Origin of the sequence: Arthrobacter sp. AG367 (assembly GCF_007828995.1) — a bacterium.
Classification (GTDB): domain Bacteria; phylum Actinomycetota; class Actinomycetes; order Actinomycetales; family Micrococcaceae; genus Arthrobacter.
In genome coordinates, this window is record NZ_VIVE01000001.1 from 1,449,487 (window position 1) to 1,473,614 (window position 24,128).

The 24,128-nt window shown below is 65.0% G+C and carries 21 protein-coding genes; 5 read left to right on the top strand and 16 right to left on the bottom strand.

Annotated elements, in window-relative coordinates; genetic code table 11:
- Positions 1-103 precede the first annotated feature (103 nt).
- Positions 104-343 (top strand): hypothetical protein, encoded by a 240-nt coding sequence (locus FB478_RS06710; protein ID WP_043424755.1) that lies wholly within the window; start codon positions 104-106, stop codon positions 341-343.
- 49 nt (positions 344-392) lie between these two features.
- Here FB478_RS06710 and FB478_RS06715 read toward each other — a convergent pair whose 3' ends face one another.
- Both FB478_RS06715 and typA read right to left on the bottom strand, forming a co-directional pair.
- Positions 393-1,040, bottom strand: a complete 648-nt coding sequence (locus FB478_RS06715) for a hypothetical protein (protein WP_144599993.1) — start codon at positions 1,038-1,040, stop codon at positions 393-395.
- A 360-nt stretch (positions 1,041-1,400) separates the two neighbouring features.
- Entirely contained in the window at positions 1,401-3,329 is a 1,929-nt protein-coding gene (typA, locus tag FB478_RS06720; protein ID WP_018768610.1) for a translational GTPase TypA, read from the bottom strand.
- 268 nt (positions 3,330-3,597) lie between these two features.
- Between typA and FB478_RS06725 the strand changes: the two genes are divergently transcribed.
- Complete coding sequence (locus FB478_RS06725; RefSeq protein WP_144599994.1) at positions 3,598-4,461, top strand: SGNH/GDSL hydrolase family protein; 864 nt, start codon at positions 3,598-3,600, stop codon at positions 4,459-4,461.
- A gap of 58 nt (positions 4,462-4,519) precedes the next feature.
- On the opposite strand, the gene FB478_RS06730 is transcribed toward FB478_RS06725, so the two are convergent.
- The 6 genes from FB478_RS06730 to ychF all read right to left on the bottom strand — a co-directional run bounded on the left by FB478_RS06730 (position 4,520) and on the right by ychF (position 13,134).
- Positions 4,520-6,226 carry an ABC transporter ATP-binding protein gene (locus FB478_RS06730; RefSeq protein ID WP_018768612.1) on the bottom strand — a complete coding sequence of 569 codons (1,707 nt, stop codon included), beginning with the start codon at positions 6,224-6,226 and terminating at the stop codon, positions 4,520-4,522.
- Positions 6,227-6,237: 11 nt separating this feature from the next.
- Entirely contained in the window at positions 6,238-7,182 is a 945-nt protein-coding gene (locus tag FB478_RS06735) for an ABC transporter permease (RefSeq protein ID WP_018768613.1), read from the bottom strand.
- Positions 7,172-8,101, bottom strand: a complete 930-nt coding sequence (locus FB478_RS06740) for an ABC transporter permease (protein ID WP_018768614.1) — start codon at positions 8,099-8,101, stop codon at positions 7,172-7,174. Before FB478_RS06740 ends, FB478_RS06735 begins: the two co-directional genes overlap by 11 nt.
- Before the next feature lie 126 nt (positions 8,102-8,227).
- Entirely contained in the window at positions 8,228-9,916 is a 1,689-nt protein-coding gene (locus FB478_RS06745) for an ABC transporter substrate-binding protein (RefSeq protein ID WP_018768615.1), read from the bottom strand.
- Positions 9,917-10,202: 286 nt separating this feature from the next.
- Complete coding sequence (locus FB478_RS06750) at positions 10,203-11,963, bottom strand: ABC transporter family substrate-binding protein (RefSeq protein WP_018768616.1); 1,761 nt, start codon at positions 11,961-11,963, stop codon at positions 10,203-10,205.
- Positions 11,964-12,048: 85 nt separating this feature from the next.
- Positions 12,049-13,134: a redox-regulated ATPase YchF gene (gene ychF / locus FB478_RS06755; protein WP_056394238.1), complete on the bottom strand. Its 1,086-nt coding sequence runs from the start codon at positions 13,132-13,134 to the stop codon at positions 12,049-12,051.
- Positions 13,135-13,224: 90 nt separating this feature from the next.
- Between ychF and FB478_RS06760 the strand changes: the two genes are divergently transcribed.
- Positions 13,225-14,454: a DNA recombination protein RmuC gene (locus FB478_RS06760; protein WP_018769255.1), complete on the top strand. Its 1,230-nt coding sequence runs from the start codon at positions 13,225-13,227 to the stop codon at positions 14,452-14,454.
- A gap of 98 nt (positions 14,455-14,552) precedes the next feature.
- On the opposite strand, the gene FB478_RS06765 is transcribed toward FB478_RS06760, so the two are convergent.
- Positions 14,553-15,632, bottom strand: coding sequence for a 4-hydroxy-3-methylbut-2-enyl diphosphate reductase (locus FB478_RS06765; protein ID WP_026265762.1), 1,080 nt, complete (start codon positions 15,630-15,632; stop codon positions 14,553-14,555).
- A 9-nt stretch (positions 15,633-15,641) separates the two neighbouring features.
- Complete coding sequence (locus FB478_RS06770) at positions 15,642-16,493, bottom strand: hypothetical protein (RefSeq protein ID WP_134163754.1); 852 nt, start codon at positions 16,491-16,493, stop codon at positions 15,642-15,644.
- 164 nt (positions 16,494-16,657) lie between these two features.
- Here FB478_RS06770 and xseA point away from each other — a divergent pair, with 164 nt between their 5' ends.
- Together xseA and FB478_RS06780 are read left to right on the top strand one after the other, a co-directional pair.
- Complete coding sequence (gene xseA, locus FB478_RS06775) at positions 16,658-18,028, top strand: exodeoxyribonuclease VII large subunit (protein WP_134163753.1); 1,371 nt, start codon at positions 16,658-16,660, stop codon at positions 18,026-18,028.
- Entirely contained in the window at positions 18,025-18,243 is a 219-nt protein-coding gene (locus tag FB478_RS06780; protein ID WP_018769251.1) for an exodeoxyribonuclease VII small subunit, read from the top strand. The genes xseA and FB478_RS06780 overlap by 4 nt, the downstream gene beginning before the upstream one ends.
- 65 nt (positions 18,244-18,308) lie before the next feature.
- Here the strand turns inward: FB478_RS06780 and FB478_RS06785 are convergent, their stop codons facing one another.
- From FB478_RS06785 to FB478_RS06810, 6 genes are all read right to left on the bottom strand, one after another.
- Entirely contained in the window at positions 18,309-19,163 is an 855-nt protein-coding gene (locus FB478_RS06785; protein ID WP_134163752.1) for a polyphosphate kinase 2 family protein, read from the bottom strand.
- Between the two features lie 50 nt (positions 19,164-19,213).
- Positions 19,214-20,434 carry a pyridoxal phosphate-dependent aminotransferase gene (locus FB478_RS06790; RefSeq protein WP_134163751.1) on the bottom strand — a complete coding sequence of 407 codons (1,221 nt, stop codon included), beginning with the start codon at positions 20,432-20,434 and terminating at the stop codon, positions 19,214-19,216.
- A gap of 143 nt (positions 20,435-20,577) precedes the next feature.
- Entirely contained in the window at positions 20,578-21,540 is a 963-nt protein-coding gene (locus FB478_RS06795) for an ABC transporter substrate-binding protein (RefSeq protein WP_056394123.1), read from the bottom strand.
- Positions 21,537-22,283: an ABC transporter permease gene (locus FB478_RS06800; protein ID WP_056394126.1), complete on the bottom strand. Its 747-nt coding sequence runs from the start codon at positions 22,281-22,283 to the stop codon at positions 21,537-21,539. Before FB478_RS06800 ends, FB478_RS06795 begins: the two co-directional genes overlap by 4 nt.
- On the bottom strand, positions 22,280-22,993 hold the full coding sequence (locus FB478_RS06805) for an ABC transporter permease (RefSeq protein ID WP_018769246.1): 714 nt from the start codon (positions 22,991-22,993) through the stop codon (positions 22,280-22,282). Before FB478_RS06805 ends, FB478_RS06800 begins: the two co-directional genes overlap by 4 nt.
- Positions 22,993-24,093, bottom strand: a complete 1,101-nt coding sequence (locus FB478_RS06810) for an ABC transporter ATP-binding protein (protein WP_134163749.1) — start codon at positions 24,091-24,093, stop codon at positions 22,993-22,995. Before FB478_RS06810 ends, FB478_RS06805 begins: the two co-directional genes overlap by 1 nt.
- Positions 24,094-24,128 lie beyond the last annotated feature (35 nt).

A 24,128-nucleotide genomic window follows, 5' to 3' on the forward strand; every position in this document is an offset into this window, starting at 1 on the left:
CGCCGGCTCTTGCATCCGGCAGCACGGCCGGACTGTTGACATCTGAGCCTATTATCCCCCAGCCCGTTCCCGCGAACCTAGCCGGCGCACCTAGTATGAACTGGTGAGTCAGCCACTACCCGCACCCGCCCGCTTCCTTGCCTCGGCTGCGCCCGGCATCCGCGTGGTGGTGCGCTACCGGATCGAAGGCGGCCTCACGGACGCCCTGGGTCACCTGCTGGCCTGCGACGCCGGTTCCTGTACAGTCCGCACCCGGCAGGCCGACGTCGTTATTCCCCTTGGGCAGGTGGTGGCCGCCAAGGAGGTCCCGCCTGCTCCCCCGCGCCGCCCGGCCGTGCGCTGACTGCCGCTCCCGGTGCGCCCGGACTGCTCCTGCGCGCTGATCCCGGGCTTCATCGCGCCGTCCCGTACATGGCAAGTGCCTTGCGGACGATTCCAACGAACTCCGCGGGGTCGCGGACCAGCATCTCGAACGTCACCCGGAGAGTTGGGACACCCCTGATGACGGTGACATTCCAACGCCGCCTGTCTTCCCGATAGGCCTGCCGGCTGCTGCGATGGGCATAGCCGTCCGCCTCAATGCCCAGCAGCCCATCAACAAGGAGATCCAGGTGGCCCATGCCAGGAATGTGCACCTGCAACTCGACTGTAAGCCCCGCTTCTTCAAGCAGATACCGGGCGATGGTTTCGATGATGGAGCCGGACTGGGGTCGGATTCTGCCAACCAGGTTCAGCAGGGCCTTTTCACGGACGGCCGGAAACCGCGCCCGCAGCTCCGCGAGTTGGATTTGGCCTTTCTTGACGGCGGACTCCGCGATAGTCAGTCCCTCAAGAGGGGGCAGACAGCGGAGAGACTGGCAGACGACGTCCAGAGGAGTCAACGGAAGGTCGCTGCGGTGCACCATACAGCCGGCTATTGGCCTGCCATGGCGGGCGGCAAGATGCGGCCTATCCGGAACCTTGATCACCCATAACCCGGAAGCCACTGCGGCCGTGACGCAACCAGGTGCGGCGTGATGGCGCGCCGCATGGACAAGCACGGGGTCAGCATCCGGAAGGGCGAATACGCCGCGGGCGATCCTTTGGATGGACCCGTCTGACAGTCCGGCTTCCAGACATCGGCGGGAGACGCCGGCCACTAACAGTGTTCGGGTGCCCGCAACGCCGCCCAAGGCAGCCAGCGCTTCAGAGATAGTTCGCATGTCTGAAGCCTGCGCCTCGCGGCGAGCGTCCGCAGGTGGTGGAAACGGCTATGTGGAGAACGGACCCTGGCGCCGAAGTAGGCGCCCAGTGCGCCCACGCCGTCCCTGCGCATCGAGGCCTGGGTTGGCCGCGCCGCCCGGCTTAACGCAGAATGCCACCGGTGCAATACCGGTGGCATTCTTGGCGTTCAGGCGTTGCTATGCCTTGGCGCGGGCGCGGTTGGCCTTGGCGCGCTCGTTGGTGTCCAGGATGACCTTGCGGATGCGGATGGCTTCCGGGGTCACCTCGACGCACTCGTCCTCGCGGGCGAATTCCAGCGATTCCTCGAGGGTGAGCTCGCGCGGCGGGGTCAGGTTCTCGAAGGTGTCGGAGGAAGCGGCACGCATGTTGGTGAGCTTCTTTTCCTTGGTGATGTTGACGTCCATGTCGTCGGCGCGGGAGTTCTCGCCCACGATCATGCCCTCGTACACCTCGGAGGTGGGCTTCACGAAGAAGGAGCCGCGTTCCTGCAGGTTGATCATGGCGAACGGGGTCACAACACCGGCGCGGTCAGCAACCATGGAGCCGTTGGTGCGGTACTCGATGGGGCCGGCCCAGGGCTCGTAGCCTTCGGAGATGGACGCTGCGATGCCGGCGCCGCGGGTGTCGGTGAGGAACCGGGTGCGGAAGCCGATCAGGCCGCGGGCGGGAACGATGAACTCCATGCGGCACCAGCCGGTGCCGTGGTTGGCCATGTTGGTCATGCGGCCCTTGCGGGCAGCCATCAGCTGCGTGACGGCGCCCAGGTATTCCTCGGGCACGTCGATGGTCATGTGCTCCATCGGCTCGTGGATCTTGCCGTCAACGGTCTTGGTGACAACCTGCGGCTTGCCAACTGTCAGTTCGAAGCCTTCACGGCGCATCTGCTCAACCAGGATGGCCAGCGCCAGCTCGCCACGGCCCTGGACTTCCCAGGCATCCGGACGCTCGGTGGGGAGCACCTTGATGGAGACGTTACCGATCAGTTCCTTGTCCAGGCGGTCCTTGACCTGGCGGGCGGTGACCTTGGCGCCCTTGACCTTGCCGGCCAGCGGCGAGGTGTTGATACCGATGGTCATGGAGATCGCGGGATCGTCCACGGTGATCAGCGGCAGCGGCTGCGGGTTCTCGGCGTCGGTCAGGGTCTCACCGATGGTGATTTCCTCGATGCCGGCGACGGCGACGATTTCGCCCGGTCCGGCGGATTCCGCCGGAACGCGGTCCAGCGCCTTGGTGGCCAGGAGTTCGGTGATCTTGACGTTCTTGAGTTCACCGTTGGCGCGGGCCCAGGCAACTGTCTGGCCCTTGCGCAGGGTGCCGTTGTAGATGCGCAGCAGCGCCAGGCGGCCCAGGAACGGGGAAGCGTCCAGGTTGGTGACGTGCGCCTGCAGGACACCTTCGGGGTTGTAGGTGGGAGCCGGGATGTGTTCGATGATGGTCTTGAACAGCGGCTCAAGGTCCTCGTTGTCCGGGGCGGCACCGTTGGCGGGCTGCTCCAGCGATGCGCGGCCAACCTTGGCGGCGGCGTAGACAACGGGAACTTCCAGGACCTTGTCCAGGTCCAGGTCCGGCACCTCGTCGGCAAGGTCGGAGGCCAGGCCCAGGAGCAGGTCCATGGACTCGTGGACCACTTCGTCGATGCGGGCATCGGGGCGGTCGGTCTTGTTGACCAGCAGGATCACGGGAAGGTGCGCGGCAAGGGCCTTGCGCAGCACGAAGCGGGTCTGGGGCAGCGGGCCCTCAGAGGCGTCAACGAGGAGGACGACGCCGTCCACCATGGACAGGCCGCGCTCCACCTCGCCGCCGAAGTCGGCGTGGCCGGGGGTGTCGATGACGTTGATGGTGATGGTCTCGCCGTTGGAAGACGGACCGTTGTAGGCCACCGTAGTGTTCTTGGCCAGGATGGTGATGCCCTTTTCGCGCTCCAGGTCACCGGAGTCCATCACCCGGTCCTCGAGGTGGTTGTGCTCGGCAAAGGAGTTGGTCTGCTTGAGCATGGCGTCGACCAGGGTGGTCTTGCCGTGGTCAACGTGGGCCACAATCGCGACGTTGCGCAGGTCACTGCGCGATGCAGTGGCTACCGCGGTGTTGGTGGTGGTTTCAGACATGCGTAATGGCTCGATTCAGTGGAGTCAGCTGTTGTATCGCGACATTTCCAACTGGAACGCACGACGGACAAGGCCCTTGGCACAGGGCGCCTTCCTCTATTCTAGCCGCCCAGCCATTTGTTGGCCTAAATTCCGGCAGATTTGCCGGCGCCGGGAATGCCGCGATCAGGCCCAACCGATCCGGCATGTGACTAAGTTCACTCCCACTTCCGCGTACGTGGCATGATGACTGTGACACAGCCCACTTCCGAGACCGCCGGAGCCAACGATGCCCCCAGCCAAGGCCAGCACACCGCGGGGTGCCGTCCGGGCTGCCGCCGCCGCTGTGTCCGGCCTGGTCGCAGTATCGGCAGTGCTCGGACTCGCCGGCTGTGCACTGTCCGGGGACTCTCCCCAGGGCGGCCTGGCACGGGCGGCAGCCGGGCAACCGGCGGACGGACAGGCGGCCGCGGGGCAAGCCGGCGGCGCAGGAGCGAAACCGGCCGTGGTGGCCACGTCCCGGATCCGCAATCCCGGAAACGGACGGCTCGAGGCGGTGGTTCCGGACATCAGCAGGACCGTGCTGCTGATTGGCGATTCACAGTCGGAACCCGCGGATGGCTGGCCGCGCCTGGGCCTCGCCGCTGCCGGCTACAACGTCTACTTCTGCGGCCGCGGCGGCACAGGCTTCGTGGCGGCGAACGGCTCCACGGGCAATTACATCGATGCCCTGCAGCGCGGGGACTGGCTGCTTCCCGCCGGAACGCCGGCACTGATCGTGATTGAGGGTGGCGGGAACGACGCCGCCGGGGGCGCCGGCAACGCGCAGATCGCGGGAAACGCCCAGCGGTTGCTTGCCGAACTGCGGACCCGCTATCCCGGCACGAGGATTGCCATGATAGGCACCCTGGCGCGGGGAGCAAACGACGGCGGTGGGCGCCGCAGCGAGGTGGACGCTCTGCTGGGTGCCGTGGCAGCAGCCAACGGACTTCCCTTTGTTTCCGTGGGCGACTGGCTCACCCGGTACGGACTGGCGAAAGACCTGGCGGATGCCGTCCACATGAACGCCGAAGGCCGTGTGGCGCTCGGTGGGATTCTTGAGCACAGGCTGCGCGAACTGGGACTGGACCGGAAACCGGCAGTGGAGCAGTGAAACAGCTTGAGCCGGGACCCGAAGATCCCGGCTCAAGCCGTTCAGCGAAAACGTTCCGCTACGCCACCTCAGGAGGAAGCATCAGCTTCGCACCGGGGATGGCGTTCAGCAGCGCTTTGGTGTAGTCCTGTTTCGGCGCTTCGAAGACGTCGTCTGTGGACCCGGTTTCCACCAGGCGGCCCTTCTCCATCACGCACACGTGGTCTGCGATCTGCCGGACGACGGCAAGGTCATGCGTGATGAACAGGTAGGTCAGTCCAAGGTTGGCCTGCAGGTCGGCAAGCAGGTTGAGCACCTGGGCCTGCACCAGCACGTCCAGCGCAGAGACAGCCTCGTCACAGATGATGACTTCGGGGTCCAGCGCCAGCGCCCTGGCAATGGCAACGCGTTGCCGCTGCCCGCCTGACAGCTCGTTCGGATACCGCTGCATGGCGGACTGGGGCAGCGCCACCTGGTCCAGCAGCGTCCGGACTTTCTTTTCCCGGCTGGCCTGGTCGCCGATCTTGTGGACCCGCAGCGGTTCCTCGATGGTGCGGTAGATGTTGTACATCGGATCGAGCGAACCGTACGGGTCCTGGAAGATCGGCTGGACCCGCCTGCGGAACTTGAACAGTTCGGCAGGCTTCAGGGCGGAGGTGTCGACGCCGTCGAACAGGATCCTGCCGTCCGTCGGCTTCTCAAGCTGGAGCACCATCTTGGCCACTGTGGACTTGCCGGAACCCGACTCCCCCACGATCGCCGTCGTGGTGCCACGCCGGACGTCGAAGCTCACGCCGTCGACGGCGGCGAAGTCCGTGGTCTTGCCCAGCCCCTGGCGGAGCTTGTACACCTTCCGCAGGTCCTGGATCTGCAGGAAGGTATCGGACTTCACCGTTTCAGCGGCGGGCGCAAGGAGGTCCGCCGTCTCCACGCCCTGCTCCTTGGCCACCTGGATACGGCGGCTGGCAAGCGACGGAGCGGACTCCACGAGCCGCTTGGTGTAGGGGTGCTGCGGGTTGCGGAGAAGTTCCAGCGACGGTCCCGCTTCAACGACGCGGCCCTGGTACATGACCACGACCTTGTCCGCGCGCTCGGCTGCCAGGCCCAGGTCGTGGGTGATCAGCAGGACCGAGGTGCCCAGCTCGTTGGTCATGGTTTCCAGGTGGTCCAGGATCTGCCGCTGGACGGTGACGTCGAGGGCCGACGTCGGTTCGTCCGCGATCAGCAGGCGCGGCTGGCAGGACAGGCCAATCGCGATCAGCGCGCGCTGGCGCATGCCGCCCGAGAACTCGTGCGGGTACTGGTTGGCCCGCCGCTTGGCATCCGGCAGGCCTGCCTGGGAGAGCACCTTGGCGATGTCGTCCGGCCCGCTGGGACGGCCGTTCGCCTTCAGAGTTTCCCTCACCTGGTAACCGATCTTCCACACGGGGTTCAGGTTGGACATGGGGTCCTGCGGGACCATGCCGATGGTGTTGCCGCGCAGTTCGATCATGCGCTGCTCGCTGGCGTGGGCAATGTCCTCGCCGTCGAGCAGGATCTGGCCGCCGGAGACCCTGCCGTTGTTGGGCAGGAGCCCGATGGCCGCCAAGGCAGTGGTGGACTTTCCGGAGCCGGATTCCCCCACGATTGCCACGGTTTCGCCCGGCATGATGGTCAGGTGGGCGTCCCGGACAGCCTGGACTTCACCGCCGCCGGTCTTGAAGGTGATGGCCAGGTCACGGATTTCGAGCAGCGGCCTGACGCCGGTGGTGCCGGCCTCATCAATGCGGACGTCTGGAGTTGTCATCTCTTTATCTCTCATCGCTGACGGCTCTTCGGGTCAAGGGCGTCACGCACGGCGTCGCCCAGCATGATGAAGCTCAACACCGTAAGGGAGAGCGCGGCGGCCGGGTAGAGCATGATTTCCGGCCGGGTCCTGATTGATGCCTGGGCACCTGCAATGTCATTGCCCCAGGACATGATGCTTTGCGGGAGGCCGATGCCCAGGAAGGACAGGGTGGCTTCCGCAACGATGAACACGCCAAGTTCCAGCGTTGCCAGGACAATGATCGGGGCCAGGGCGTTCGGCAGGACGTGGCGGATCAGTGCGCCGAACTTGGAGACACCCAGCGCCCGTGCAGCGGTGACGAAGTCCGCATTGCGCACCTCGATGACAGCGCCCCGGGTGATGCGGGCCATTTGCGGCCACGCCAGGAGCGAGATAACGAATACCACGGTCCATACGCTCTTGTTCTCGCGGAACAGCGGGAGCTGCGTGATCACCAGTGCGCCCAGCACCAGCGGCAGTGCGAAGAAGATGTCGCCCAGGCGGGCCAGCACGGCATCGATCCAGCCGCCGTAGTATCCGGCGAGGGCGCCGAGGGTCACACCGATGACCAGGACGCAGAGTACCGAGAGCAGGCCCACGGAAAGTGAGGCCTGCGTGCCGTGGATGACCCTGGAATAGACGTCGCAGCCCTGGAAGGTGAAGCCGAACGGGTGCCCGGCGGTGGGGCCTGCCTCGGAGTTTGCGAGCTCACAGCCCTCGTTGGGCGGGGTTGACGTGAAGAGGCCCGGGAACAGCGCAATCACGATCAGGGCAAGGATCAGCAGTGCCGAGATGATGAACAACGGACGACGGCGGAGCTTGCGCCAGGCGTCAGCCCACAGGCTGAGCGGGGCCTGGTCGGTCTTGACGGCGTCCGTTGCCTGCAGAGGTGTCTCGTCGATGGGTGCCACAAAGTGGCTGTTATTACTGGTCATAGCGGATCCTCGGGTCAAGCCAGGCGTACAGGAGATCGACAAGCAGGTTGGCCACCACGAACACCAGCACCAGCACGCTGACGATGGAGACGATGGTGGGACCTTCACTGCGCAGGACGGCCTGGTAAAGCTTGTTGCCCACGCCAGGGACATTGAAGATGCCCTCGGTCACGATGGCACCGCCCATCAGGCCGCCAAGGTTGGCACCCAGGTAGGTCACCACCGGGATCAGCGAGTTGCGCAGGATGTGCGCCAGGACCACCCGGGGCCGGGACAGACCCTTGGCGGTTGCCGTCCGGACGTAGTCGGCGTTCATGTTTTCGCTCACCGATGCCCGGGTCAGGCGGAGGACGTACGCAAAGGAGACGAGTCCCAGGACCACTGCCGGCAGCAGCAGGGTGACCCAGTTGGCATTGGCGCCCACGGTGGGTTTGGCCCACCCCAGCTGGACACCAAAGACGAGCTGGAAGACGAAGCCCAACACGAAGGTGGGGACGGCGATGACCACCAGCGATGCCACGAGCACCGTGGAGTCGAACCAGCCGCCGCGGCGCAGGCCCGCGAAAACGCCGAACGCGACCCCGAAGATGGCCTGGATGGCCAGCGCCTCGATGGCGAGCATCGCCGTCACCGGGAAGACCCGCGCCAGGCTTGCCGCAATCGGCTGGCCGGTGAAGTCATTGCCCAGGTTGAAGGTGAAGAGGTTCTTGAGGAACAGGCCGTACTGGACCCAGAAGGGCTGGTCGAGGTTGTACTGGCTGCGCAGGGTGTCGATGACCGCCTGCGGGGGCTGGCGGTCGCCGAACAAGGCCGCAATGGGATCACCGGGCAGGGCGAACACCATGTAGTAGACCAAGAGGGTTGTGCCGAGGAAAACAGGGATCACCTGGAGGAGTCGGCGCAGAATGAACCGGAGCACAGTGTTACCTGCCTTCCGGTAAAGGAGAAAACGCGTTCATGAGTGCCTTCCTGCCGTTTGCAAGCCAATGGGGGCCCGGACGTAACCGGAACCCCCATCAGCCTTGACGGCAAGTTAGATCTGGGACTACTTGGCGGTGATGCCGTAGTAGAGGATTTCACCGTTCCAGCCGGTTTCGGCCTTCACGATGTTGTTGCTCCACACGATCGGCCGTGCCTGGTCCCAGAGCGGCAGGCCGGGCAGGTCCTGGAACAGGATCTCCTGTGCCTGGTTGAACTTGGCGTTGGCCTCGTCGGTGCTCTTGGCGGCCAGGCCCTCCTTGAGGAGCTTGTCGAACTCAGGGTTCGAGTACTTCTCGTAGTTGGAGGAAGCGCCCGTGGCCCAGACCGGTCCCAGGAAGTTGTAGAGCGACGGGTAGTCACCCTGCCAGCCCGCACGGGTCAGGCCCGGCAGCTGCTGGGACTTGCGCAGGTTCAGGACTTCGGCGAACTTGGCAAAGGGCTGGATTTCAGCCTGGATGCCGAGGTTGTTCTTGAAGCCGTTGGCGACGGCATCGATCCATTCCTTGTTGCCACCATCGGTGTTGGAGGCGATCTGGAGCGGCTTGGAGTTGTCGTACGGCTTGATCTTCTCAGCCTGTGCCCACAGGTCCTTGGCCTTGGCGGCGTCGAACTTCAGGACTTCGCTGCCCTTGATGCCTTCCTTGAAGCCATCGATGACCGGCGGCGCGAAGGCCTTGGCCGGGGTGCGGGTGCCGTTGAAGACCACCTTGGCGATTTCCTCGCGGTTGATGGCGTAGGACAGAGCCTGGCGGCGCAGCTTGCCGGCTTCACCCTGGAAGTTCGGGTTGTAGCCCGGGATGTTCAGGGTGGAATCGGTGGCTACCGGCTTGGTGGCGTTCCGATCCGGGAAGTCGTTGACGTAGGTCTTCAGGGCGTTGGACGGCAGGACATCGGTGATGTCCAGGTTGTCCGACTGAAGGTCGGTGTACGCGGGGCCCGGGTCGGTGTAGAACTTGAAGGTCACGCCGCCGTTCTTGGCGGGGCGGGTGCCGTTGTAATCAGCGTTCTTGACCAGCGTGATGGACTGGTCGTGGACCCAGGAACCCTGCTTCTCGAACTTGTAGGGGCCGTTGCCCACGGGGTTTTCGCCGTAGGTCTTGGGGTCCTTCAAAGCCGCGGAGGGCAGCGGGTAGAAGGCGGAGTAGCCAAGGCGCAGGGACCAGTCGGCCTCGGGCTGGGCGAGCTTGACCGTGATGGTGGAATCATCGGTCGCCTGCAGGCCGGACATGGTGTCGGCCTTGGGAGCGGGCGTGGTGGTGGTCTTGCCGTCAGCACCCTTGACGGAATCGACGGCGGAGACATCCTCGTACCCGGCAATGGATTCGAAGAAGAAGCCATTGTTCTGCAGGTTCTTGGAGTTTGCCGCGAAGTTCCAGGAGTCAACGAAGGTCTTGGCCGTGATGGCTTCACCGTTGGTGAATTTCTGGCCCTGCTTGACCTTGATGGTCCAGTTCTGCGCGTCCGACGAGTCGATCGAGTCGGCCAGCGCGTTGACTGCCTTGCCGTTCGCGTCGTAGCTGCGAAGGCCTTCGAACAGCAGGTTTACGACACGGCCGCCGTAGACCTCATTGGTGTTGGCAGGCAGCAACGGGTTTTGTGGTTCGTTGCTGTAGGCCGTGATGACCTTGTTCGGGTCGCCGGCAGCATTGCTGGCACCCTCATTGCTGCCACCGCCACCGGTGCCGCATCCGGTCAAGGCAAGCGCGGCGATTGCCACGATGCCCAATGCTTTGGAAGTGCGCGTAAAACGCATTCCGCCTCCTATGAGTTGTGGGAGAGATGTATAGGGGAATCTTGTGCTTCCCCGCAGGCCGGACGCAGCACACCGCTGTGACGAAACCTACATATACGGGTTAGCCTAACCGCACAAAGTCCAGATACTGGTACTCCGTTGCCAAACCGTGACCGGCGCAGTCAAATGCCCCAGGCCACAGTGGATAGTTAGGCACGTCACATGCTACTCGCCGGTAAGCCAGACGGCGAATCGGCTGGCGCGGCTCCCCGCAAGGGCCGGAAGACCTAAAGGAAACGCGGCTGCGTCAGGACAGACGCCAGTCCCATACGTTCCACCACACACCGAGGGGGCCGGGACTGGTCTTCACGCCGGCCACCTTGGAGTTGAAGGCAGTTGTGCCGAGGGTTTGGTAGAGGGGCAGCCCGTACGCGTCCTCCCAGACGTGCTTGTCGATCTCGGCCAGGAGTTCGTCCTGTTTGCCCAGATCCGTGGTCTGGGACAGTTGTTCCATGACCTTGTCCGCGTCGCCGTCGGAATAGCCCGTAAAGTTGCTGCCTGCCCCGGTGCGGAAGATCTGCGGCACCCGGCTCACGCCGGCCTCGGTCCCAATCCATCCGGACAAGGCGGCGTCATAGCCGCCACGGCTCAAGGCAGCTGCCCAGTCGGCACTCCCCTGGCCACCGTCCACCACCCGGAATCCTGCCAGGACGGCCGAGTCGCGGACCAGGGTGAACGCCCTGGCACGGTTGGGATTGTCGCGGTTGTAGAGAATCCGGACAGTGGGGGTTGCGCCCTTCAGGAGGCTCTTTGCGGCGTCGATGTCCACCTTGGCGTAGTTTGAGGAGCCGTTGTTCTTTACCGTCTCTTCGTATTTGGGCTGTCCAGGCAGGAAGACCTGCGAGTCCAGCGGCTTGCTGTCCGGCACCTGGTTTCCCAGCACTGCGTCCACGATTGCCTGCCGTGGAACCGTCTTGAGGAACGCTTCCCGGACGTCCTTGTCGGCGAACGGTCCGGCGAAGTTGAGGTCCAGGTGGTCGTAGCCGGACTGCTTGTACCGTTCAACGGTGATGCCCTGGCCGGACAGGCCCGTGAGGAGATTGTCCGTGGCAGCCGAGGGCCGGGGCGAGATGATGTCTGCCTGCCCGTTGCGCAGGGCATCAACTGCGGCCGGCACTGCCCCGGTGAACCTGACGTTGATCTCGTCCAGCCAGGGTTCGGAACCCCAGACGTAGTCCCGGTTCCGGACCAGCTTCATTGAAACCTCCGGGACGATGTCGCGGACAATGTAGGGGCCGCTGGACAGGTAGAGTGCCGGATCGTCGGGAATGGATTTTGTATCGAAACCGGTATTCCAGAAGTCGCTGACCTTCTTGAGCGCGGGGTTCGATGCCGGCTTTTCCGGATTGCCCCGCGGGGTGTCCTTGAGGAGATCAACCAGGTCCTCCTCATCGTTCAGCCCGCTCTTGGCGGCGACGACGTGGGCCGGGAGGCCGACGTCGAACGCCACTTCCCAGTCGGCATACGGTGCTGCGTACTCGATGGTGATGGACCGGCCGTCCGAGCCGATTTCAGGAAACTGGGTGCCTGCCAGCCCGGTGGTGTCAGACGCCACGGAGAAGTACTTGGTTCCCTTCCCGGCCGCTGGATCGACGTCGTCGAAGTAGCCTGACCCGGCGGCCCAGCTTAGTAGCAGGTCGGCCGCGCCAATTGGCGCACCGTCCGACCACTTGACGCCCTCGTTGACTGTGTACTTCACCTTGAGCGGCTGGTCGGAGACCTTTTCGAAGTGCCCGAACTTGTCATTGCGGACAACTTTGGAGCTGTCATCGAGGTAGTAGAAGCCGGAGTGGGTAATGGCACCGATCTTCGAGTTGATGTCGGTATTGCCGTTGGCGCTGTAGGGGTTGAACGAGGAGAAGGCATTGACCTCTGCCACCGTCACGCTGCCGCCGCGCTTCGCCTCCCCCACCACCACCGAGGGGGCACTGGTGCCTGAGCAGCCTGAAAGAACCAGGGCAGCCGCCAATACGGCGATGAGCAACTGCATCAGACGCCGGACCGGCATGCCGCCTCCTTGTGTTTTCCCTCTCCGGAGGGGACTGGGTCGCCACGATCACGCCCTACAGACTCAGGATAAGCCGTCCGGCCGGTCAGACGTTGAAGCGGAACTCCACCACGTCGCCGTCGGCCATGACGTATTCCTTGCCTTCGATGCGGACCTTCCCGCGGGACTTTGCTTCAGCCATGGAGCCGGCCTCCACGAGGTCGTTGAAGGAGACCACCTCGGCTTTGATGAATCCGCGCTGGAAGTCGGAGTGGATGACGCCGGCGGCCTGCGGTGCCGTGTCCCCCTGCCGGATGGTCCAGGCCCGCGCTTCCTTGGGCCCGGCAGTGAGGTACGTCTGCAGCCCCAAGGTGTGGAAGCCGACGCGCGCCAGCTGGTCCAGGCCGGATTCGTCCTGGCCGTTCATCTCGAGCATCTCGCGGGCCTCTTCCTCGTCGAGTTCCACGAGGTCTGCTTCGAGCTTTGCGTCAAGGAAGATGCAGTCCGCGGGGGCCACCATGGCGCGCAGCTCCTCCTGCTTTTCCGGGCTGCCCAGGATGGCTTCATCCGCATTGAAAACGTAGATGAAGGGTTTGGCCGTCAGCAGCCCCAGCTCCTTGAGGTGCTCCATCTCCAGCTTGTCGCTCTTGATGGAGGAGTAGATGGTGTCACCCCGTTCCAGGACCGCCTGCGCGGACTTGATGGCCGCAAGCTCGGCGGCCTCCCGCTTCTTGATCTTGACTTCCTTTTCGATCCGCGGGATGGCCTTTTCGATGGTCTGCAGGTCGGCGAGGATCAGCTCGGTGTTGATGGTTTCCATGTCCGAGCGGGGATCCACCTTGCCGTCGACGTGCACCACGTCGGGGTCATCGAAGACCCGGACAACCTCGGCGATGGCTTCAGCCTCGCGGATGTTGGCCAGGAACTGGTTGCCCAGCCCCTCCCCCTCCGACGCACCCTTGACGATGCCTGCGATGTCGACGAAGGACACGGCGGCAGGCAGGACACGCTGCGAGCCGAAGATCCCGGCGAGCTTCTGGAGCCTGGGGTCCGGGAGGTTCACTACACCAACGTTCGGTTCAATGGTGGCGAACGGGTAGTTCGCGGCCAGGACCTGGTTGCGGGTGAGCGCGTTGAAGAGGGTTGATTTGCCGACGTTGGGCAGTCCGACGATGCCAATAGTTAGAGCCACGAGCATTGATTCTACCCGTCCGGCCCCGGCAGCCCCTACCGGGGAATGTCATTGCCTTTGATTGTCAGAGGCCCGTGCAACAGTGAAGCCATGGATGCTTTTGCCTTGATTCTGGCCCTTCTCATGCTGCTGCTTGGTGCGCTTGCCGGCGCCGCGGCCACTTATTTCTCCCTGCGCAGGAACTCGCATGCCTTGGAGGCGGACTTTGACCAGGTGTCGTCCCGCCTTTCGGAGGTCACGGCGCAGCTGGCAGCGGCCGACGCCGAGCGGCGGCTTTTGGCGGTGCAGAACCGTGAGCTGGGCGAGGCCAGGACGCAGGACGGCAGTGTCCTGCGCGCCCTGGCCCCGGTGGCGGAGAAGCTGTCCGCTGTCCAGCAGCAGGTGGCGCTGCTGGAGCGGGACCGGGTGGAACAGTACGGCCAACTGGCGCAGCAGCTGCAGGAGGCAAGGCTTTCCGATGAACAGCTCATCCGGTCCACGCATGCCCTGGAATCGGCCCTGCGTTCCAACAGCGCCAGGGGCCAGTGGGGCGAGGTGCAGCTGCGGCGTGTAGTGGAGGCCGCGGGGATGCTGCGCCACGTGGACTTTGTGGAACAGGTGCACAGCGCCGGCCAGGACTCGGCTGTCCGCCCGGACCTGGTGGTGCAGTTGCCGGGCGACAAGCAGCTGGTGGTGGATGCCAAAGTCCCGTTGTCGTCCTACCTTGAGGCACAGGAACTGGGTGCGGTGGATCCGCGCGCCGGCCAGCCCTCCGGACTCCAGTCGGTAAGTGATGGGCGGAACCGGCAGGCGCTGCTGGCGGCGCATGCCAAGGCCCTGAGGGCGCACGTTGACGCATTGGGCACCAAGAAATACTGGGATATCCCGGGAAACTCTCCGGAACTGGTGGTCTGTTTCATTCCGGCCGAATCCATCCTGGCGGCGGCACTGACTGCCGACGCCGGGCTCCTGGATTACGCGTTGTCCCGCAACGTGGTCCTTGCGTCGCCGAGCACCCTGCTGGCCGTGCTGAAGTCGGTGGCATTCACGTGGCGCCAGGACGTCCTGACGGACAGTGCACGTGAGTTGTTCGAGCTCGCGCGGCAGCTGTACGACCGGATGGGCACCCTGGGTGAAAACGTCACCAAACTGGGCTCTTCCCTCAAGTCTTCAGTGGACCGTTACAACGCCATGGTGGGCACCCTGGAAGCCAGGGTGCTGCCCACTGCCCGGAAGCTCAACACGCTCGAGGAGTCCGGCCTGGTGACACCTCCTGTTGTGGAGGTGACGCCGCGCTCGCTGGTGGCACCCGAACTCCAGGGTGACGGCGAGGCCGCCTGACAACGGGCCGCGGATGCAGGACGGGCCGGGCAGTCGTGTGACTGCCCGGCCCGTCTTTTACGTCTGGTTGGCGTCCGGCTGCTGATAATGCAGGGGACTCAGCTGCGGGGCCGGCGTCCGCCAAGGGCGCGGCTGACGTCGCCGGCCTGCTTCAGGGTTGCGCGGAGTTCCTTGGGCAGCGAGAACAGGAGGTCTTCCTCTGCCGTGACCACTTCCTCCACCGCGCCGTAGCCATAGTCTGCCAGGAGCCTGAGGACGTCCTGGACCAGGACTTCCGGAACCGAAGCCCCGGATGTGACGCCCACGGTAGCGACGCCCTCGAACCAGGCTTCGTCAACCTCGTTGGCGAAGTCCACCCGGTAGGAGGCTTTGGCGCCGTACTCAAGTGCCACCTCCACCAGGCGGACGGAGTTCGACGAGTTGGCCGAGCCCACCACGATCACCAGGTCCGCCTTGGGTGCGATCTTCTTGATGGCGACCTGGCGGTTGGTGGTGGCGTAGCAAATGTCGTCGCTGGGCGGGTCCTGCAGGGTGGGGAACCGCTCCTTGAGCAGCCGGACGGTCTCCATGGTCTCGTCGACGCTCAGCGTGGTCTGCGAGAGCCAGATGACCTTCTCGGGGTCACGGACAGTTACCTTGTCCACTTCATGGGGACCGTTGATGATCTGGATGTGTTCCGGCGCTTCACCGGAGGTGCCTTCCACTTCCTCATGCCCGTCGTGGCCGATCAGGAGGATGTCGAAATCGTCCTTGGCGAAGCGGACGGCTTCCTTGTGCACTTTGGTAACCAGCGGACACGTGGCATCAATGGTGCGCAGGCCGCGCTCTTCGGCGGATTCGACCACTGCGGGGGAAACGCCGTGGGCGGAGAAAATCACCAGCGCGCCTTCGGGCACTTCGTCCGTCTCCTCCACGAAGATGGCGCCCTTTTCCTCCAGGGAGCTGACCACGTGGACGTTGTGGACGATCTGCTTGCGGACATACACGGGCGGCCCGTAGTGTTCCAGTGCCTTTTCGACGGCGATCACGGCCCGGTCAACGCCTGCACAGTAGCCACGAGGGGCAGCCAACAGCACCTTCTTGGTGCCGTTCACGGGGGCTGCCGCTGCTACGTCCTCAGGCGAGCGGCGCCTGCGTGGAATGGTTGGCATCGAGAGGGGTACAGCCGAGGTGGTCATCCCTCCATGCTACCGGCTGGCCCGCGCCCGTTTCCGGGATGCGAACAACGTCACAACGCCTGCTGCCATAAGAACGCCACCTGTCACCGTGGCCGCTGCGATCCACGTCTGGAAATCGGTGCCTGCGGCGGCCAGGAACTCGTCACGGAACATGTTGGCCACCGCATTGCCGGTGTCCGTGGCCTGGGCACGGGCCGAACCCAGCTGTAAGGCCAAGCCCCACGCCCCTGCAAGGGCCAGTCCGCCGAGTCCGGCTGCCAGCAGCACGGTCCAGCGGCGCCGTGCCGCGACGAGAGCCAGCAGGAACGCTATGGCTGAACCGATGGCCAGGATGTAGCCCATGGGTGCGTACGTGGCCAGCCGCTCGGTCCATTGCCGCTGAACGGGCTGGCCGACATTGATCAGCGTTTGCTCCGGAGGGTCGAGGGCAAGCCGGGTGGTGCGGGAGATCTCCTCCGAGCCGAGGGCAACCAACGGGGCGACGTCGAGGGTTAACGAGGATGCCGAGGCACCGCCCTGCGGACTGGCCGCCGGGTCGGCGAAACTTAGGCGGTGGCTCCGGCGGAGCGTCTCCTCCCACGCCGCCGGATAGCCGGGAAGCCCGGTCAGGGACTCCGCCGCCTTCTCGAGCATCGGCTGGACCAGCCCGGACAGGAAACCGGGGACAGATCCGGTATCGATCGTTCCCACCGCCGCCGCAGCGAGTTTCCTTTGGAAGTCTGAGTCCTTGCCGAGTGGAGCTGCAAGGCGGACAAACCCGTCTTCCTGGACAATGTTCCGGTCCACCCACATGGCGGGAACCGCAACGGCGGCCAGGAGGATGCCCAGCACGGTGGCGATGGCAGAGACAAAAGTGCGCACAACAGGTCCTTCGGGGTTGGGGGCCTTACCCCATCCTAGGCAGGGTGGAAGGGCCGTCCCTGTCAGTGCCCGGTGCTACACCTTATGGATAAGGTTGATTGACCGCCCACAACAGATGAAGGACCGCATGCCCGCAGCACCAGCAGCCTCCCAACGGCGTCCGCATGTCTGACCAGGCCTCCCTTCCGGGTGCGGCGCCCACTACCCTGCCGGCCACAGCGGCCGAAACCAGCCCGGACAACCCCTGGCCGCTGCAGCTGTTGTCGCAGAAGCTTAAGGCGCATATCGACCGCACCCCGTCGGCATGGGTGGAAGGCCAGGTCATCGAGCTGAACCGCCGCGGCACCAACGCCTACCTCACGCTTCGCGACGTGGACGCAGAGGTGTCCCTTCCCGCGTCGGTGTGGACCAAGGTGCTGGAACGGCAGAATCTGCCGCTGGAGCGCGGTTCACGGGTGGTGGCCCTGCTGAAACCGGAGTTCTGGTTGAAGACGGGCAGGCTCAACATGCTGGTGCGGGACATTCGGCCCGTGGGATTGGGCGACTTGCTGGCCAGGATCGAGCGGCTGCGCCAGGCGTTGGCGGCTGAGGGCTTGTTTGCCGACTCACGGAAGAAACCGCTGCCCCTGCTGCCTCACCGCATCGGCCTGATCACCGGGCGGGATTCGGACGCCAAGAAGGACATCCTGCGCAACGCAGCCCTGCGGTGGCCGGCGGTGGAGTTTGAGATCCGCGAGGTTGCTGTCCAGGGGAATACCGCCGTGGCCCAGGTGGTCCGCGCCCTGCGGGAACTGGACGCCCGGCCTGAGGTGGACGTCATTGTCATCGCCCGGGGCGGCGGGGCGCTGGAAGACCTCTTGCCGTTCAACAGCGAGGAACTGGTCCGGGCAGTGGCTGCCGCCGCCACGCCCGTGGTGAGTGCCATCGGGCATGAGGCCGACCGGCCGCTGCTGGATGATGTTGCAGACCTCCGGGCTTCCACCCCCACCGACGCCGCCAAGCGGATCGTTCCCGAAGTCTCGGAAGAACTCGCCGGCGTGCGCCAGGCGCGGGAACAATTGCGGCGGTGCATGGACCGGCTGGTGGACCGGGAGTCGGACCGGCTGGCGGCCCTGCATTCCCGGCCCGTCATGGCGGCACCCGAAGGAATGGTCTCCGTCCGGGCCGAGGAAATCGAGCGGCTGCTGCGGCGGTCCTCTGCGGCCGTGAGCTCCACCGTGGTGCGGGCAGCGGACCAGCTTGAACACCTGAAAGCCCAGGTCCGGGCCCTCTCGCCCCAAAAGACGCTTGACCGGGGGTACGCCGTCGTCGAACTGGCAGGAGACCAGGCCGCCCGGATCGCCCAGGCCGGCCACGCCGTTGTCCGCCGTCCTGCCGAAGCGCCGGCGGGGGCCGCCCTGTCCATCCGCGTGGCAGAGGGGCGCTTCGGAGCCACGTCTACCGGCACTATGTCCACCGGGGCCATGTCCACCGGGGCCGGCGGGTCACAATCAGGAAACCCCGACCACCACCAGGAATTGGAAGAGAAGTCATGACCGAACAGAAACCTGAGTCCGACGTCGCAGCCCTGAGCTACGAGGAAGCGCGGGAGCAGCTCATAGCAGTGGTGGGCAGGCTGGAGGCAGGAGGGGCAAGCCTGGAGGAGTCCCTGGCCCTGTGGGAACGAGGTGAGGCGCTGGCGGTACGCTGCGAGGAGTGGCTGGAGGGCGCCCGGAAGCGGCTGGCTGCAGCCCGGGACCAGCCGCTTTAGGCAAACCCGGAAGCGGGGAAAACCAAACAGGGAAGCTGAAGCAGGACCACGGCCAGGGCCGGCCCTCAGGAACGGGCCACCAGCTCCCGCTCGGCAGCTACGTCGAACTCGGCCTTGGGCCACTCCAGCTTCAGGCCGGACAAGGCGCCGAGCAGCAGCTGCTGGACCGCGATCCGGGCGAACCACTTCTTGTTGGCCGGAACAACATGCCATGGCGCGTTGGGCGTACTCGTTTCGTCGATGGCCGCCTGGTATGCGGCCATGTAGTCCTCCCAGTGGGCCCGCTCGTCCAGGTCTCCCCTGCTGTACTTCCAGTGCTTGGAAGGATCATCCAGCCGGGCCAGCAGCCTCTCCTTTTGCTCCGCACTGCTGATGTGGAGCATCACCTTGATGATCTTCGTCCCCGAGTCGGCCAGCCGTGTTTCAAACTCATTAATGGCCACGTAGCGCCGCTTGATCTCGTCCGGGGTGGCCCATCCGTGGACGCGATGGATGAGAACGTCCTCGTAGTGGGAGCGGTCGAACACACCCACCATTCCGGCCGCCGGAACTTCCTTTTCGATCCGCCACAGGAAGTCGTAGGACTTCTCCTCGTCGGTGGGCGCCTTGAATGCCTTGAACTGGACGCCCTGCGGGTTCATCGCCGCCATGACATGGCTGACGATTCCGCCCTTGCCGGCGGTGTCCATGGCCTGCAGGATCAACAGGATCCGTTTGGTCCCCCCGAACCGGGATTCGGCAAAGAGCTTTTCCTGCAACCCGGAAAGTTCGTCGTCCATCTCCGCCAGCAGCAGCCGGCCGTCAGCCTTGTTGCCGCTGTACCCGGGGGTCGAGTCCGGGTCCACTGCGGCAAGGGAGAACCCCTCCCCGGACCGAAGGGTTTCAGCAGGATGCTGGTCGAAGCCGACGACGCGGGCCATGGGAGTCCTTTCCGCAAGGTTGCACGGACCGGTGGGCCCGTGAGCACAGGCTAGTTCCCCTGGTACCTGGTTAGGAAGTCCCCCATCCGGCCGATGGCCTCTTCAATGTCCTTGACGTTGGGCAGCGTCACCATCCGGAAATGGTCGGGGCGCACCCAGTTGAAGGCACGGCCGTGGGACACCAGGATCTTCTGTTCCTTCAGGAGGTCAAGGACAAACTTTTCGTCGTCCCGGATGTGGTAGACCTCCGGGTCGAGCCGGGGAAAGAGGTAAAGGGCACCCCGGGCCTGCTGCGTGCTGACGCCCGGGATGGCGTTCAGCATGTCGTATGCCTTGTTGCGCTGCTCCAGCAGGCGGCCACCGGGGAGGATCAGGTCGTTGATGCTCTGGTAGCCGCCCAGCGCCGTCTGGATGGCGTGCTGGGCCGGGACGTTGGCGCACAGGCGCATATTGGCCAGGAGGTTGATGCCTTCGAGGTAGTCGGCGGCATCCTTCTTGGGCCCGGAGATGGCCATCCAGCCGGCCCGGTAGCCGCAGACGCGGTACGCCTTGGACAACCCGCTGAACGTCAGGCACAGGACGTCGTCACCGGTCAGTTTGGCGAGGTTCACATGGACGGCGTCCTCGTACAGGATCTTTTCGTAGATCTCGTCGGCAAAAATCACCAGGCCGTGCTTCTCGGCGAGGGCGACGATTTTCTTCAGCGTCTCTTCCGGGTAGACGGCGCCCGTGGGGTTGTTCGGGTTGATGACCACGATGCCCTTGGTGCGCGGCGTGATCTTCGCTTCCAGGTCGTCAAGGTCGGGCTGCCAGCCGGATTCCTCGTCGCAGAGGTAATGCACCGGCCTGCCGCTGGCCAGCGCCACGGACGCGGTCCACAACGGGTAGTCCGGCGTGGGGATGAGCACTTCATCGCCGTCGTCAAGAAGGGCCATGAGGGACATGGTGATGAGCTCGCTGACACCGTTGCCCAGGTAGATGTCATCCACGTGGATATTCTGGATCCCGCGGGTCTGGTAGTACTGCGAGACGGCGGTGCGTGCCGAAAAAATGCCGCGGGAGTCGCTGTAGCCCTGGGCATGGGGCAGGTGGCGGATCATGTCCACCAGGATGGCGTCCGGCGCCTCGAAGCCAAACGGCGCCGGGTTGCCGATGTTCAGTTTGAGGATTCGATGGCCCTCCGCCTCCATCTGCTGGGCGGCCTGCAGGATCGGTCCACGGATGTCATAGAGGACGTTGTTGAGCTTCGTGGACTGCCTGAATTCTGCCATCCCTCAAATATGCCACAGGAAGGATGCATCCCCGTTGAGACGTCCACCACACGGCCAGCGGCGGCTGCCGGACCCCCGCAGGTCCGGCAGCCGCCGTCGTTAATCACCAGTCCGTACCCTGCCCGTGCGGACAGGGAACCGATTTACTTGACGATGCCCTTGTCCTTCAGCCAGGCGGTTGCTGCCGCCTTGGCGTCCTGCTTCTGGCTGCCGCTGACTGCCCGGTTGAGGTTGATCAGGTCATCCGTCGTGAGCGTGCTGGACACGGAGTTGAGCGCCTGCTTGGCCTTGTCCGTCATCTTGGCCTTGTTGTACAGCGGCAGGACCTGCTGGGCGATGAAGTTGTTCTTCGGGTCCTCCAGCACCACCAGGTCGTTGTCCGCGATGGACGGCGTGGTGGTGTAGATGTCGGCCACCTGCACCTGGTTCTCCAGCAGCGCCTTGAGCGTCACCGGGCCGCCGCCGTCGCTGAAGGGCTCCAGCTTCTTGGGGACGCAGTTGTAGTTCTTCTTCAGTCCGGGCAGGCCGTACGCGCGCTCGGCGAACGTGGCCGGAGCCCCCACTACGATCTCGCTGCAGACCTTGGCCAGGTCCTCGATGGACTTCAACTGGTACTTCTCCGCCGTTGCCTTGGTGACCACCATGGCGTCCTTGTCCTCGGCCTTGGACACGTCCAGCACGCCGAGTCCGTCCGGCAGCTTGCCGGGCAGTGCCTTGGCGATGTCACCGGCGGAGACCTCCTTGGCTTCCTTGTCCACGTACAGCAGCAGGTTGCCGCTGTAGTCCGGCACCACGTCCACCGAGCCGTCCTGGACGGCCTTGAAGTAGACCTCGCGGGAGCCGATGTTCGGCTTGGTGGTGGCGGTGATGCCGTTGGCGTTCAATGCACCGGCATACAGCTCGGCGATGATCTGGCTCTCCGGGAAGTCCGCTGAACCCACCACGAGGGAGGTCGCCCCACCTGATGCACTGCCGCTGGTGGCCGGCGGGTTCTTCAGCGGATCGGACGACCCCCCGCAGGCGGACAATGCCACTGCCAGGCCAAGCCCGGCGGCCAAACCGCTGAACGCCCGCCTTCCGAGGCGCTGGGGACGGCTATCTTTCATGACTTACCTCCTTGAACAACAGTCTCCGCAACAACGGGGTCTGTGAGATCAACCGCAGCCTCATGGCTGCGGTAGGACAGCTTCGAGGCCCCTTGGGTCAGGAACAGCCTCTGGAACAGGGACAGGACAAGGTCGACGGCGATCGCCAGCGCCGCGATGAGGAGGGAACCTCCCAGCATCTGGGGGAAGTCACTAAGGACAAGGCCGTCGAAGAGATAGCGGCCCAGGCCACCTAGGTTGATGTAGGCAACGACGGAGACGGTGGCGATCACCTGCAGCACGCCGGTCCGGAAACCGCCGAACATGACGGTGAGTGCGTTGGGCAGCTCGGCCCGGAACAGGACCTGCAGTTCAGTCATTCCCATGGCCCGGGCCGCGTCCACCACATTCCGGTCCACGCTGGAGATGCCGGCATACGTCCCGGCCAGCAGCGGGGGCACGGTGAGGATCACCAGCGCCCAGATGGGAGGCATCAGCCCGATGCCGGCCAGCAGAACAAACAGGATGAGCAGGCCCAGGGTGGGCAGCGCGCGCAGGGCTCCGGCCAGGGCGACGACTGCCACCCGTCCCCTTCCCGTGTGGCCGACAAACAGCCCGACGGGAACGGCGATGGCAGTGGCGATCAGCATGACAAGTCCGGTGTACTGCAGATGCTCCAACAGCCGGGCGGGGATGCCCATGCTTCCGGACCAGTGCAGGGGGTCGGAAAGCCAGGCGAAGGTATCTGAAAAGACGTTGCTCACGCTGCTTCTCCCGCCAGGGTGGCGCGCTCCGCAGCGGCGGGCGCAGTGCCGCCTTCATCCCTGCGGCCCCGCCGCGTTCCTGCCCGTTCCCACGGAGTGAGGATGCGTTCCAGCAGGACGAGGACGGCATCCATCAGCAGCGCGAGGATCAGGATGGCGACGATCCCCACCACCACCTCGGTGACGAAGTCGCGCTGGAGGCCATCGGTGAAGAGCATGCCCAGGTTGCCGACACCCAGCAGGGCGGCGACGCTGACCAGCGAGATGTTGCTGACGGACACCACCCGCAGCCCGGCGAACAGGACCGGCAGGGAGAGCGGCAGGTCCACCTGCAGGAACCGGGCCAGCGGCTTGAAGCCCATGGCCTGCGCGGCCTGGCTGACGTCTGCGTCCACGGAATCGAAGGCATCCAGGGCGGCGCGCACCAGCAGTGCGACGGCATAGATGGTCAGGGCCACCACCACGTTGAGGGGATCCAGGATCCGGGTGCCCAGGATGGTGGGCAGGATGATGAACAGCGCCAGCGAGGGGATGGTGTAGAGGAGGGAGGAAGCCGTCAGGACCACGGAGCGGAGTGCACTGTTCTGCCGTGCCAACTGCGCCAGCGGAATGGAAATCAGCAGGCCCAGTGCCATGGGAACGAGTGCCAGCACCAGGTGCTGGCCGCCGCGTTCCAGGATCATGCCGGTGTTGGCCAGGAACCATTCCATCAGAGGGCAGCCTGCCGCAACTGGCGCGCCTCTTCGATCAGCGCCAGGACCTCACCGCCGCGGACCACGCCCAATACCGTGCCATCGGTATCAACGGCGACACCGAGGCCCGACGGGGACGACAGGGCCGCGTCAAGGGCCCGCCGCAGGCTCTCTCCCGGACGGAACAGCGACCCACCCGGAACGAGCTCGGTCTCGGTCCCTGGTGCCGACCATCCCAGGGGATGTTTGTCCGCATCCACCACCAACTGCCAGCCACCGGCAGCACTGGCATCAGACTCATATCCGTCCGGAGAGCGGACGATCGTGGGCACGGGATGGATGGCCACGCCGTCGGACGGCGTGAAGCCCAGGTGGCGGAAGCCGCGGTCCCGCCCCACGAAGGATGCGACGAAGTTGTTGGCCGGTGCCCGCAGGATTTCCTCCGGGGTGGCGTACTGGGCCAGCTTGCCGCCGGTGGCAAAGACGGCGACCTTGTCGCCCAGGATGGTGGCCTCGTCGATGTCGTGGGTTACGAACACGATGGTCTTGGCCAGGTCCTTCTGGAGGCGCAGCAGTTCCTGCTGGAGTTCGTCCCGGACAACGGGGTCCACGGCGCTGAACGGCTCATCCATGAGGAGAACAGGCGGATCTGCGGCGAGCGCGCGTGCAACGCCAACGCGCTGCTGCTGGCCGCCGGACAGCTGGGAGGGGTACCGCTTGCCGAGGGAGTGCGCCAGGCCCACCACGTCCAGGAGCTCCTCTGCGCGCTTCCGGGCGTCAGCTTTGGAGACGCCGTTCAGCCGAGGAACGGTGGCGATGTTGTCGAGGACCGAGCGGTGCGGCAGCAGACCTGCCGACTGCATGACGTAGCCCATGGAGCGGCGCAGTTCGGCCGCCGGCACCGTGGTGACATCCCGGCCGTCCACGGTGATGGTCCCTGACGTGGGTTCCACCATGCGGTTGATCATCCTGAGCGATGTTGTTTTACCGCAGCCGGAAGGACCCACGAAGACCGTCACAGTGCCTTTGGCAATGGACATGGACAGCCCGTCCACCGCCGGCTGGCCGCCCGGGTACTGCTTGGTAACGCTCTGGAACTCGATCATCGCCTGGTCCATGGTGCGGACTTACCTGTTCTCTTGGACGGGCTGTT